Here is a 12,672-nt window from a genome sequence, read left to right as displayed (position 1 = left end):
TCTGATTCGGGAGCTTTTGCTGAAATAATATGCTTAAGCCTGGCGGCTTAAAATGCGTAAAGATGGGTAAAACCGCTGTGTCATTCCCCTTGATTTCATTATCCTTCATCATTAATTACATCTGTCATAAGAGAGTGACTCATGGATCGTATTATTAGTTCTTCACGCGATCGTACATCGCTACTCAGCACACATAAGGTGCTGCGCAACACCTATTTCCTGCTCAGCCTGACGCTGGCGTTTTCGGCGATCACCGCAACGGCGAGTACTGTGCTGATGCTGCCTTCACCGGGACTTATCCTGACGCTGGTGGGTATGTATGGTCTGATGTTCCTGACCTATAAAACGGCGGATAAACCGGTTGGCATTTTGTCAGCGTTCGCCTTTACCGGTTTCCTGGGCTACATTCTGGGGCCAATTCTGAATACCTACCTGTCTGCGGGCATGGGTGATGTTATCGGCATGGCGCTGGGCGGTACAGCACTGGTCTTCTTCAGCTGCTCTGCGTATGTGCTGACCACGCGTAAAGATATGTCCTTCCTCGGCGGTATGCTGATGGCAGGTATCGTGGTTGTGCTTATCGGTATGGTTGCGAATATCTTCCTGCAACTGCCGGCACTGCATCTGGCGATCAGCGCGGTGTTTATTCTGATTTCTTCAGGCGCAATCCTGTTTGAAACCAGCAATATCATCCGTGGCGGTGAAACCAACTACATCCGCGCCACTGTTAGCCTGTACGTTTCGTTGTACAACATCTTCGTCAGCCTGCTGAGCATTCTGGGCTTCGCCAGCCGCGATTAAGATGTCCACACGCATTATCCAGCCCCGCTTATGCGGGGCTTTCTTTTTTGGTAAACTGCCGCCAGTTTGACTAACGCTGTGACGAATTATGTTGATCTTTGAAGGTAAAGAAATCAGTACCGATAGCGAAGGCTATCTGAAAGATACCACGCTGTGGAACGAGCCGCTGGCGGAGAAAATCGCCGAAAACGAAGGTATCGACCTCTCCCCCGAACACTGGGAAGTGGTGCGTTTCGTACGCGAGTTTTATCTGGAGTTTAATACTTCCCCCGCTATCCGCATGCTGGTAAAAGCGATGGCCAACAAGTTTGGCGAAGAGAAAGGCAACAGCCGTTATCTTTACCGTCTGTTCCCAAAAGGTCCGGCCAAGCAGGCGACTAAAATTGCCGGCCTGCCGAAACCGGTCAAATGTATTTAATAGCGGATACTAAATCCCTTTAGCTCGTCGCCAGGGCGGTGTGGTTCACTGAGAACCCGTTCTACCCTGGCGCTGCTCGGCCCTCCGGCTTTTAACCACTTCATTAGCTGTTCCACCCGCTCGCTTTCACCGCAGGCGACAACCTCTACGCTGCCATCATCCATATTTTTAGCGTATCCGGTCAATCCCAGACGTTGCGCTTCATGCTGAGTGGTGTAGCGAAATCCTACCCCCTGAACCCGACCATAGACCCAGGCGATTATGCAGACTTGTGACATTGCGGTTCTCCTTATCATCACGGCGCGCGTTGCAAATACACGTAAAACTCAGGACAATGGCGCCCATTTCTTTGAATTGACAGAATAGTAAATTATGAGTGTACGTTTAGTGTTAGCCAAAGGGCGCGATAAATCATTACTGCGCCGCCATCCGTGGGTATTTTCCGGTGCTGTCGCACGTATGGAAGGCAAAGCCAACCTCGGTGAAACCATCGATATTGTTGACCATCAGGGTAAATGGTTAGCACGCGGCGCGTACTCGCCTGCGTCGCAGATCCGTGCCCGCGTCTGGACATTCGACAAGTCAGAATCCATCGATATTGATTTCTTCACCCGTCGTCTGCAACAGGCGCAAACATGGCGCGACTGGCTGGCGAAAAAAGATGGGCTGGACAGCTATCGTCTGATCGCAGGAGAATCCGATGGTCTGCCGGGCATCACCATTGACCGCTTCGGCAACTTTCTGGTATTGCAACTGCTCAGCGCTGGTGCTGAATATCAACGCGCCGCGCTGATTAGCGCCCTGCAAATTGTGTTCCCGGACTGCGCTATTTATGACCGCAGCGACGTGGCCGTGCGTAAAAAAGAAGGAATGGAGCTGACCCAAGGGCCGGTAACGGGCGAAGTGCCGCCAGCCCTGCTGCCTATCGAAGAGCACGGGATGAAGCTGCTGGTTGATATTCAGCACGGTCACAAAACCGGTTATTACCTCGATCAACGCGACAGCCGTCTGGCCACGCGTCGTTATGTAGAAAATCAACGGGTTCTGAACTGTTTCTCTTATACCGGCGGCTTTGCGGTCTCAGCATTAATGGGCGGATGCCGCCAGGTGGTCAGCGTCGATACTTCTCAGGAAGCGCTCGATATTGCCCGCCAGAACGTGGAACTGAACAAGCTGGATCTGAGCAAAGCTGAATTTGTGCGTGATGACGTATTCAAACTGCTGCGCGCTTACCGCGATCGCGGTGAGAAATTTGATGTCATTGTGATGGATCCACCGAAGTTCGTCGAAAACAAAAGCCAGTTGATGGGGGCCTGCCGCGGCTATAAGGACATCAATATGCTGGCTATTCAGTTGCTCAATCCCGGCGGCGTATTGCTGACCTTCTCCTGCTCCGGACTGATGACCACCGATTTATTTCAGAAAATCATCGCTGATGCCGCAATAGATGCTGGTCGTGATGTACAATTTATAGAGCAGTTCCGTCAGGCCGCCGATCACCCGGTGATCGCTACCTACCCGGAAGGGCTGTATCTGAAAGGGTTTGCCTGTCGCATCATGTAACTTGAAAAGTGGAATATTACCCTTACATAGAGGGTATCTATTTCCCGGGAGGTGACTATGATTGCCAGCAAATTCGGTATCGGCCAGCAGGTCCGCCATTCCCTGTTAGGTTACCTCGGAGTGGTCGTGGATATCGACCCGGAATATTCGCTTGATGAACCGTCAGCCGACGAGCTGGCGGTTAACGACGAACTTCGCGCCGCTCCCTGGTATCACGTGGTGATGGAAGACGATAATGGTCTGCCGGTGCATACGTATCTGGCCGAAGCACAGCTGAGTGGCGAGCTACAGGAAGAACATCCGGAGCAACCGTCGATGGATGAACTGGCGCGAACAATCCGTAAACAGCTTCAGGCTCCGCGTCTGCGTAATTGATGCGAACACAAGCCCGATGGCAATTCGCTTATCGGGTTTATGCTGCTAATCCGGCCAGCAACGCGGGCCGGATTATCGACGTGCCTTAAGGCAACAACACAACCTTACTTCGCCAGTCCCAGGCGCGGGATCTCAATCGCTGGGCAGCGATCCATGACCACCGCCAGCCCCGCGTCACGCGCCAGTACTGCTGCCTGCTCGTTAATCACACCAAGCTGCATCCATAAGGTCTTCGCACCGATGGCGATAGCCTCCTGAGCAACGCCCCACGCCGCTTCTGAATTGCGGAAGACATCCACCATATCCACTTTCTCCGGCACATCCGCCAGCGTCGCGTACCCCTGTTGCCCCAACAGCGTTTTCCCGGCAACTTTTGGCGAAACGGGAATAACGTGATAGCCCTGATCGAGTAAATACTTCATTACCCGATAGCTTGGACGATCGGGTTTATCGCTTGCACCAACCAGTGCAATCGTACGGGTAGATGTCAAAATGCCAGCAATATCGGTCTCTTTCATCGTCTTCCTCCAGGCTGTTTAACAAAGTGTACGACAAACCTGGCCTTGCAACCATTCATCCCATACTGGCGCATGAGAGCTAAACTCAAAAATATGTCTATATGTTAGTAAACATGATCATCGAAAAATTTAGATACATCTGATGCAGATATTTTCTGGACAGGAGAGACCTATGAAAGCCGGCATTGTGACAGCCTTGATTGCTCTGTGTTTGCCGGTAACCGTTTTTGCTACCTCTTTACGTCTGTCGAGTGAAATTGACCTTCTGGTGCTGGACGGAAAAAAAGTCTCCAGCTCATTACTGCGTGGTGCCGACAGTATTGAGCTGGAAAATGGTCGGCACCAGCTTGTATTTCGCGTAGAAAAAACCCTTCGCTTGTCCAGCCACGAAGAACGTCTGTATATTTCCCCTCCGTTGGTTATCAGCTTTGATACTCAGCTCGTCAGCCAGGTTAATTTTCATCTTCCTCGTCTCAACAATGAGCGGGATGCCTCACATTTCGATGATGCACCTCGTGTGGAACTGCTGGATGGGGACGCCATGCCTATCCCCGTTAAGCTGGATATTCTGTCAATCACCTCGACGGCGAAAACCGTGGATTATGAAATGGAAACTGAGCGCTATAACAAAGCGGCTAAACATGCGTCATTGCCACAATTCGCCACCATGATGGCCGACGACAGCTCGCTGCTTTCTGGGGTGTCTGAACTGGATCGGGTGCCGCCTCAGTCGCAAACGCTGACCGAGCAACGATTAAAATTTTGGTTTGAGCAGGCCGACGCCCAAACGCGAAGTAACTTTCTGCAGTGGGCCCAGAAACAGCCTTCTTCATGACATTTATGTTCCCATACGCATTTTTTTTGTCTTTCTCTTGCAGCGTCAAGTGCTTCCAGTACTCTGTAACAAGGTTAACTTGGGAGCTGTACTATGGAATTAACGACTCGCGCATTGCCAGCGCGTAAGCATATTGCGCTGGTGGCACACGATCACTGTAAAAAGATGTTGATGAGCTGGGTGGAACGCCACCAGCCGTTGCTGGAAAAACACGTTCTGTATGCCACGGGAACAACAGGCAACTTAATTCAACGCGCGACAGGAATGGACGTCAACGCGATGCTGAGCGGTCCAATGGGGGGCGACCAGCAGGTGGGTGCGCTGATTTCAGAAGGGAAAATAGATGTGCTGATCTTCTTCTGGGATCCGCTCAACGCCGTTCCCCACGATCCTGATGTCAAAGCCCTGCTGCGCCTGGCCACAGTCTGGAACATTCCGGTCGCCACCAACGTGTCGACCGCCGATTTTATTATCCAGTCGCCAAACTTCAACGATGCGACGGACATACTAATTCCGGATTACGCCCGTTATCTGGCAGAACGCCTCAAATAATGCCCAGGCAGGCGGCAACTACCGCCTGCGTTTCAGGGTTTCCTCGTTACGGGTACATCCAGTCGCTTAAGCTCATCAACAAAACACGATGGTGTTTCTTTATTGAACAGCAACCACACCCGGTGACGTGCGCGCGTTAGTGCCACATACAGCAGCCTTCGCTCTTCGGCATCCGGAAAATCTTCAACCGGCGGGAGCAACGCCTCTTCCATAATCGACTCGCGGGCTGGCGCAGGAAAGCCATCATTACCCTCATGAAGACCGACGACAATAACGTAGTCCGCTTGCTGCCCTTTACTGGCATGGATAGTCATAAAATCCAGCTGTAGCTTAGGCCAGCGGGTAGCCGCTTTCTCCAGATTGGCCGGTTTCAGATGATGGTATCGCGCCAGGACCAGAATTCTCTCTTCTGTTTTCACAAAACCCGACAGTTTATCCAACAGCAGATCCAACTGGTTTTCATCAAGCAAGGTGACGGCTTTTTTATCCCCTGTCATCAGGCTGTTGAGCGGTTTCGTAAGCTGATGAGGATTCTGCTGGATAAACTGATTTGCGACCTCGCCAATACGGCTATTGAAACGGTAAGTCGTATCCAGATTACAGCGATCGCCCTCGCCAAAGTTTTGCTGGAACGCGGTGGTCAGAGATAGTTGCGCCCCGCTAAACCGGTAAATGGCCTGCCAGTCATCGCCTACGGCAAACAGCGTAGTCTGCGAGTTTTGCTTGCGTAGCGCGGCCAACAAGGCGGCACGCTGAGGAGAAATATCCTGAAATTCATCGACCAGAATATGCTTCCAGGGACTAATAAACCGCCCTTTTTCCAGAATAACAATGGCCTGATGGATTAACCCGGAAAAATCGACGGCATTCTCGTCCTTCAGGGCGCTCTTCCAGGCTTTGAGCAGGGGCGCCATGAGCTTTATGCGTTTACTGAACAGGTCGCGGATCTCCTCCGGGGCATTGGCAATCATCTCCGCCTGCGCTCCGCCATGCATACGCATCAGGCTAACCCAGCGATCGAGCCGGGAGGCCAAACGCCGCTGTAATTTTTCGTCGTCCCAGAAGTTACCTTCAGGTACAGACCACTGCATCTCTTCTTCTAACCACTGTCGCCAACCTTTGGCCTGCGCTTTTTTCTCGCTGCACTGCTGACGCCAGGTAGTAATGAAGAGTTTGCTGCGCGCAACGGCGTCATTTTCAAGCTTGCTAACTGTCGGGACTTTTTTGCTGCCCTGCGAAATAATATGCAGCGCCAGTGAATGAAACGTCCGCGCGGTGACCTCGTCCGTATGCAGACGTTCACGGATGCGATCATCCATCTCCTGAGCTGCTTTACGACCGAACGCCAGCAACAGAATTTGTTCAGCCGCCGCTTCGCCTCGCGCTAACAACCAACCCGCACGAGCGACAAGAACCGATGTTTTGCCGCTTCCCGCCCCTGCAAGCACCAATAATGCTTGCTCACCATTCACTACCGCGCGCGCCTGGGCAGGGTTCAGCGGCGAAGATTCAATGTGCTGGAAAAACTCGGCATGCTCCGCCAGCATCGCATCGGTATATGCCTGATTGTGCTGTAAACGACAGGCCTCAATATCCTGCAACCATGCCTGGCATTGGCGTAACGCCTCCCGGCAATTTTCAAATTCTTCCAGCCGCTTCACCGGTAGCGGCAATGCAGCAAAGGCACGGAGGATCTGCTGTTGCAATCCTGAGGTTTGGCTACGCGTCAGCCATTTATTTTCACTTGTCCGGGATGCAATCGCATCCAACTGCTGCTGTAAAACCCCCGCAGCAACGTCACTCATTTCCTGGCTCCACTGTTGCCAGAGCGCATTTAAATGATGATGGAAGCGCTGGGTTTCCGCCCACTCTGTACCGTGAAGGCGAACCACCTTTTCATCCGGGAGTACAAACTCCAGCTCGCCCCATACCAGGCCGCGTTTGCAATGAATAGCCAGCAACTGATTGAAGGGAATAAGATACTCGTGACGATCGCCGGAAACTTTAATCCCGGCATTGAGAATAACGGCCCGATCGTAAGGGTGTTGTGCCAGACGTTTTCCAAGAGAAGTTGCTTTCAGTTCCATAAGACTCAAGCGGATCCACACGAAGAGGTTTGCTTATCAGTGTAACCGCCAGAGAAAACGTGCTCCAGCCCAAAAAAACGTTACAATTGCCGAATTCACAGAAAACCAGAGTTAACCGAGGGTTTATGCGTACTGTTCTGAATATTTTAAATTTTGTGCTGGGTGGGTTCGCCACCACCCTGGCCTGGTTATTGGCTACGCTGGTCAGTATTGTGCTTATTTTTACATTACCCTTGACCCGTTCGTGCTGGGAAATAACCCGACTCTCGCTGTTTCCCTATGGCAACGAAGCGATTCATGTCGATGAACTTAATCCGGCAGGGAAAAACGTGCTTCTTAATACCGGTGGCACATTGCTCAATATTTTCTGGCTGATTTTCTTCGGTTGGTGGCTGTGCCTGATGCACATTGTCTCCGGTATTGCCCAGTGCATTTCGATTATTGGTATTCCGGTGGGCATCGCGAACTTTAAAATCGCTGCTATTGCGCTCTGGCCGGTGGGTCGTCGGGTGGTTTCAGTCGAAGTTGCCCGCGCTGCGCGTGAAGCCAATGCGCGCCGTCGCTTTGAATAATCAGGACTGATGGCCTTTATGTTAAGTCCACTGCTTAAACGCTATACCTGGAACAGCACCTGGCTGTACTACGTGAGAATTTTTATCGCGCTTTGTGGCACCACAGCGCTGCCCTGGTGGCTGGGCGATGTTAAGCTGACCATCCCGCTCACGCTGGGTATGGTCGCTGCCGCGCTGACCGATCTGGACGATCGTCTCGCTGGCCGGCTGCGCAATTTGATCATCACGCTGATCTGCTTTTTTATTGCCTCGGCCTCTGTCGAACTGCTCTTCCCATGGCCATGGCTGTTTGCCATTGGATTAACGCTTTCCACCAGCGGCTTCATTCTGCTGGGGGGGTTAGGCCAGCGCTATGCAACCATCGCTTTTGGTGCGTTGTTGATTGCCATTTATACCATGCTGGGAACGTCGCTTTACGATCAGTGGTATCAGCAGCCGATCCTGTTGCTCGCTGGTGCTATCTGGTACAACCTTCTGACGCTGACCGGGCATCTCCTGTTCCCCATCCGCCCACTACAGGACAACCTTGCGCGTAGCTACGAACAGTTAGCGCACTACCTGGAACTGAAATCACGCCTTTTTGATCCCGACATTGAAGATGAAAGCCAGGCACCGTTATATGATTTGGCCCTCGCTAATGGGCAATTGATGGCGACGCTAAACCAGACCAAAGTATCGTTACTGACTCGCCTGCGCGGTGACCGCGGACAGCGCGGAACGCGTCGAACGCTACATTACTATTTTGTAGCGCAGGATATTCACGAACGCGCCAGCTCCTCACATATTCAGTATCAAACGCTACGCGACCATTTCCGTCACAGCGACGTAATGTTTCGCTTCCAGCGCTTAATGTCGATGCAGGGGCAAGCCTGTACCCAGTTGTCCCGCTGTATTTTATTACGTACGCCTTACCAGCACGATCCGCACTTTGAGCGCGTCTTCACGCATATAGATGCCGCCCTGGAGCGTATGCGTGCGAGCGGTGCGCCTGCAGACCTGCTCAACACGCTGGGATTTTTGCTCTCAAACCTGCGAGCTATCGACGCCCAACTGGCCACCATCGAGTCAGAACAGGCCCAGGTACTCTCGCGTAATGAGTCTGAAAATCAGCTCGCCGATGACAGTCCGCATGGGTTCAGCGATATCTGGTTACGCCTGAGCCGTAATTTTACGCCTGAGTCAGCCCTGTTTCGCCATGCCGTGCGCATGTCGCTGGTGCTTTGTGTCGGCTATGCCATCATCCAGATTACCGGGATGAACCACGGGTACTGGATCCTGCTGACCAGTCTGTTTGTCTGTCAGCCAAACTACAACGCCACCCGACATCGCCTGGCGCTAAGGATTATCGGCACATTGGTAGGGATCGCCATTGGTTTGCCTATTCTGTGGTTCGTTCCCTCTCTGGAAGGTCAGTTGATACTTTTGGTGATCACTGGCGTACTGTTTTTTGCCTTTCGCAACGTCCAGTATGCACACGCCACGATGTTTATCACGCTGCTGGTATTGCTGTGCTTTAATCTGCTCGGTGAAGGTTTCGAAGTGGCGCTGCCGCGCGTCATCGATACGCTGATTGGGTGTGCCATCGCTTGGGCAGCCGTCAGTTTTATCTGGCCAGACTGGCGTTTTCGTAACCTGCCGCGTGTCATTGAGCGGGCCACTGACGCAAACTGTCGTTACCTCGATGCTATTCTTGAACAATATCATCAGGGTCGTGATAATCGTATGGCATACCGTATCGCCCGTCGTGACGCGCACAATCGTGATGCAGAGCTTGCCTCCGTGGTGTCGAACATGTCGAGTGAACCGGATGTCACGGCCCAAACGCGAGAAACAGCGTTTCGCTTACTGTGCCTCAATCATACGTTTACCAGCTACATTTCCGCCCTTGGCGCACATCGCGAACAGTTAACCAACCCGGAGGTTCTGGCGTTACTGGATGATGCCGTCTGCTATGTTGATGACGCGCTTCACTATCAACCCGCAGACGAACAGCGCGTCTACCAGGCGCTGGAGGGGCTGAAGCATCGAATTCAGCATATTGAGCCACGTCCGGATAGTAAAGAACCGCTTGTTATACAGCAAGTTGGGCTATTGATCGCCCTGCTCCCGGAAATCCGGCGCTTACAACAGCAAATTGCTGTGTTGCCTTCTAATACCCCGGTTCCGGCGTAAGAGAACTGACCCACTCCACCAGCTCCTGGCGACGGACCGCCGGGAGCGCAGCTTCATGCACACCATCGACCGCGCCTTCAAGGGCATAAAGTATTTTTACCGTCAGGGCTGGATTATTTTGCCGCAGTTTCAGCCAACACATTTGGGCGCCCAACGATCGCAATGTTCCCTCATCTTTAATTCCTGCCTCATTTAAAAGCGTCTCCAGATGAAACGTCATATTTGGTAGTTCCCGCAGACGATGTTGAGCAAAGCGACTCTGTTTTTCCTTAACTGCTGCATCCAGCGAATATCGTGATAGCGACACCAGCTGTGGCTGGTTTTGCCACAGCGCATCATTCACCTGATAGTAGTTAAGTACCACCGGGCGCCCGCGCTTTATAAATGTCAGCCAGACAGGCGGATTTTTTACACAGTACTGTACGCTCTGCTCGCAGGCCCGAAGATATAACTCACCGCTGGCGACCATCGCAAAGACCGTATCCCCAACCGTCAAACTGTAGCTGCCAAACAGTGAGCGATAATGAATGGTTCCCAGAGATGCCAGATATTCTTGTGATTTATAGATCTTTGCATAAGAAAGTTCTTTCATAAAAATCCTTTTAAATCATAACGTAAGCAAATGATTTTCAGTAGCAGATCCGTTAATGACGAAAATAGGCAACTTATTCGCATGGGGCAAGATGAATTTTATTTTTCCCGTAACTACGACTAAAAATTGCGAACCTGTTTCCGAAAATAAGGTTGATCTTTGTTGATAGCAGGGTTACTGTATATCCATACAGTAACTCACAGGGCTGGATTGATTATGTACACTTCAGGCTATGCAAATCGTTCTTCGTCGTTCTCTTCCACATCAAGCAGCATTGCGCGCATTTCATCAGAGAACGCAACCGCTGGGCTTATCAGTGAAGTAGTCTATCGCGAAGACCAGCCCATGATGACGCAACTACTGCTGCTTCCTCTGCTGCAACAGTTAGGGCAGCAATCACGCTGGCAGCTGTGGCTGACGCCCCAGCAAAAATTAAGCCGGGAGTGGGTGCAGTCAGCCGGCCTGCCATTGACAAAAGTGATGCAGATTAACCAACTCTCCCCCTGCAATACGCTGGAATCGATGATCCGTGCGCTGCGCACAGGTAATTACAGCGTCGTTATCGGCTGGCTGGCAGAAGAATTAACGGAAGATGAGCATGCCGAACTGGTAAAAGCGGCTAATGAAGGAAATGCTATGGGATTTATCATGCGTCCTGTTTGCGCACAGTCACTTGCGGGGAGACAGCATTCCGGACTAAAAATTCACTCGAATTTGTATCATTGAGTAAAATTAGGATTTATCCTGGATTTTTTTTTCATGCTTCAATTTGCCTTTGAGGTTTAATGCGTTTTTCATCCGAACGCCTGTCTGAAGCGGTTTTCAGGAAATCATCAGTGCGTTTATTAATCCATAAATGTTAAATATTATGTATACAAGCCTTTTTTTTTCATATGCCTGACGGACTTCACACTTGTAAGTTTCCAACTACGTTGTAGACTTTACATCGCCAGGGGTGCTCGGCATAAGCCGCAGATATCGGTAGAGTAACTATTGAACTGGTCCCCGGGTGAAGGATTTAACCGTGTTATCTCTCTTCGGAGATATTCATGGCGAATTTTGGATGATAACGAGGCGCAAAAAATGAAAAAGACAGCTATCGCAATTGCAGTGGCACTGGCTGGTTTCGCTACCGTGGCGCAGGCCGCTCCGAAAGATAATACCTGGTACACTGGTGCTAAATTGGGCTGGTCTCAGTTCCATGATGTTGGCAACAACCAGATCAACAACAACGGACCGACCCACGAAAACCAACTGGGTGCTGGTGCGTTCGGTGGTTACCAGGTTAACCCGTACGTAGGTTTCGAAATGGGTTATGACTGGTTAGGCCGTATGCCGTACAAAGGCAGCGAGCAGAATGGCGCTTTCAAAGCTCAGGGCGTTCAGCTGACCGCTAAACTGGGTTACCCAATCACTGACGATCTGGACGTTTATACCCGTCTGGGTGGTATGGTTTGGCGTGCAGACGCTAAAAACAACGAAGGCTTCAAAGACCACGACACTGGTGTATCCCCAGTATTCGCTGGTGGCGTAGAGTATGCAATTACTCCTGAAATCGCTACCCGTCTGGAATACCAGTGGACCAACAACATCGGTGACGCGAACACCGTTGGCGGTCGCCCGGATAACGGTCTGTTAAGCGTTGGTGTTTCTTACCGTTTCGGCCAGCAGGAAGAAGCAGCTCCAGTAGTTGTTGCTCCGGCTCCGGCTCCTGAAGTACAGACCAAGCACTTCACTCTGAAGTCTGACGTTCTGTTCAACTTCAACAAAGCAACTCTGAAACCAGAAGGCCAGCAGGCTCTGGACCAGATGTACAGCCAGCTGAGCAACCTGGATCCGAAAGACGGTTCCGTAGTGGTTCTGGGCTTCACTGACCGCATCGGTTCTGACGCTTACAACCAGGGTCTGTCCGAGAAACGTGCTCAGTCCGTTGTTGATTACCTGATCTCTAAAGGTATTCCTTCTGACAAAATCTCTGCACGTGGCATGGGCGAATCTAACCCGGTTACTGGCAACACCTGTGACAACGTGAAAGCTCGCGCTGCACTGATCGACTGCCTGGCTCCGGATCGTCGTGTTGAGATCGAAGTTAAAGGTATCAAAGACGTTGTAACTCAGCCTCAGGCTTAAGTTATCGTCTTATAAAAAAACCCCGCATCGCGCAATACTGTTCACTTAAGCGGAGCA

14 protein-coding genes are annotated in these 12,672 nt (G+C 51.4%); 10 read left to right on the top strand and 4 right to left on the bottom strand.

All coding sequences use genetic code 11. The features are described from left to right. The first annotated feature begins 141 nt into the window (after positions 1 to 141). Positions 142 to 801 (top strand): FtsH protease modulator YccA, encoded by a 660-nt coding sequence (gene yccA / locus FDX04_RS04565; RefSeq protein ID WP_003035917.1) that lies wholly within the window; start codon positions 142 to 144, stop codon positions 799 to 801. Between the two features lie 88 nt (positions 802 to 889). Further along, positions 890 to 1,219 (top strand): sulfurtransferase TusE, encoded by a 330-nt coding sequence (tusE, locus tag FDX04_RS04560; protein ID WP_137361070.1) that lies wholly within the window; start codon positions 890 to 892, stop codon positions 1,217 to 1,219. On the opposite strand, the gene yccX is transcribed toward tusE, so the two are convergent. Continuing rightward, on the bottom strand, positions 1,216 to 1,497 hold the full coding sequence (gene yccX, locus FDX04_RS04555; protein WP_042314167.1) for an acylphosphatase: 282 nt from the start codon (positions 1,495 to 1,497) through the stop codon (positions 1,216 to 1,218). The genes tusE and yccX overlap by 4 nt on opposite strands. Before the next feature lie 94 nt (positions 1,498 to 1,591). Between yccX and rlmI the strand changes: the two genes are divergently transcribed. Both rlmI and hspQ read left to right on the top strand, forming a co-directional pair. Further along, the gene (rlmI, locus tag FDX04_RS04550; protein ID WP_137361071.1) at positions 1,592 to 2,782 is read left to right on the top strand and encodes a 23S rRNA (cytosine(1962)-C(5))-methyltransferase RlmI; all 1,191 of its coding nucleotides are present in this window, start codon (positions 1,592 to 1,594) and stop codon (positions 2,780 to 2,782) included. Positions 2,783 to 2,839: 57 nt separating this feature from the next. Continuing rightward, complete coding sequence (hspQ, locus tag FDX04_RS04545) at positions 2,840 to 3,157, top strand: heat shock protein HspQ (RefSeq protein ID WP_038639447.1); 318 nt, start codon at positions 2,840 to 2,842, stop codon at positions 3,155 to 3,157. 104 nt (positions 3,158 to 3,261) lie between these two features. Here the strand turns inward: hspQ and FDX04_RS04540 are convergent, their stop codons facing one another. Then, on the bottom strand, positions 3,262 to 3,675 hold the full coding sequence (locus tag FDX04_RS04540; protein ID WP_006685217.1) for a CoA-binding protein: 414 nt from the start codon (positions 3,673 to 3,675) through the stop codon (positions 3,262 to 3,264). Between the two features lie 172 nt (positions 3,676 to 3,847). Between FDX04_RS04540 and FDX04_RS04535 the strand changes: the two genes are divergently transcribed. Together FDX04_RS04535 and mgsA are read left to right on the top strand one after the other, a co-directional pair. Continuing rightward, the gene (locus tag FDX04_RS04535) at positions 3,848 to 4,510 is read left to right on the top strand and encodes a DUF2057 family protein (RefSeq protein WP_137361072.1); all 663 of its coding nucleotides are present in this window, start codon (positions 3,848 to 3,850) and stop codon (positions 4,508 to 4,510) included. A 93-nt stretch (positions 4,511 to 4,603) separates the two neighbouring features. Continuing rightward, on the top strand, positions 4,604 to 5,062 hold the full coding sequence (gene mgsA, locus FDX04_RS04530) for a methylglyoxal synthase (protein ID WP_137361073.1): 459 nt from the start codon (positions 4,604 to 4,606) through the stop codon (positions 5,060 to 5,062). 32 nt (positions 5,063 to 5,094) lie between these two features. Here mgsA and helD read toward each other — a convergent pair whose 3' ends face one another. Continuing rightward, positions 5,095 to 7,149, bottom strand: coding sequence for a DNA helicase IV (gene helD / locus FDX04_RS04525; RefSeq protein WP_137361074.1), 2,055 nt, complete (start codon positions 7,147 to 7,149; stop codon positions 5,095 to 5,097). A 125-nt stretch (positions 7,150 to 7,274) separates the two neighbouring features. Between helD and FDX04_RS04520 the strand changes: the two genes are divergently transcribed. Beyond that, positions 7,275 to 7,721: a YccF domain-containing protein gene (locus tag FDX04_RS04520; protein ID WP_038639436.1), complete on the top strand. Its 447-nt coding sequence runs from the start codon at positions 7,275 to 7,277 to the stop codon at positions 7,719 to 7,721. Between the two features lie 18 nt (positions 7,722 to 7,739). After that, a complete protein-coding gene (gene yccS / locus FDX04_RS04515; RefSeq protein WP_137361075.1) occupies positions 7,740 to 9,893 on the top strand; it encodes a YccS family putative transporter in 2,154 nt (717 codons plus the stop codon). Here the strand turns inward: yccS and FDX04_RS04510 are convergent. Then, positions 9,871 to 10,485, bottom strand: coding sequence for a TfoX/Sxy family DNA transformation protein (locus FDX04_RS04510; RefSeq protein WP_137361076.1), 615 nt, complete (start codon positions 10,483 to 10,485; stop codon positions 9,871 to 9,873). The two genes, yccS and FDX04_RS04510, sit on opposite strands and share 23 nt — an antisense overlap. 216 nt (positions 10,486 to 10,701) lie before the next feature. On the opposite strand from FDX04_RS04510, the gene sulA reads away from it, so the two are divergent. Together sulA and ompA are read left to right on the top strand one after the other, a co-directional pair. After that, a complete protein-coding gene (sulA, locus tag FDX04_RS04505) occupies positions 10,702 to 11,211 on the top strand; it encodes an SOS-induced cell division inhibitor SulA (RefSeq protein ID WP_137361077.1) in 510 nt (169 codons plus the stop codon). A 357-nt stretch (positions 11,212 to 11,568) separates the two neighbouring features. Next, on the top strand, positions 11,569 to 12,615 hold the full coding sequence (gene ompA / locus FDX04_RS04500) for a porin OmpA (RefSeq protein WP_137370497.1): 1,047 nt from the start codon (positions 11,569 to 11,571) through the stop codon (positions 12,613 to 12,615). Positions 12,616 to 12,672 lie beyond the last annotated feature (57 nt).

This window comes from Citrobacter sp. wls615 (assembly GCF_005281355.1).
GTDB classification, from domain to species: domain Bacteria; phylum Pseudomonadota; class Gammaproteobacteria; order Enterobacterales; family Enterobacteriaceae; genus Citrobacter; species Citrobacter werkmanii.
Note: the sequence above shows the minus strand (reverse complement) of the source record. Positions and strands in the feature narration are given on the sequence as shown.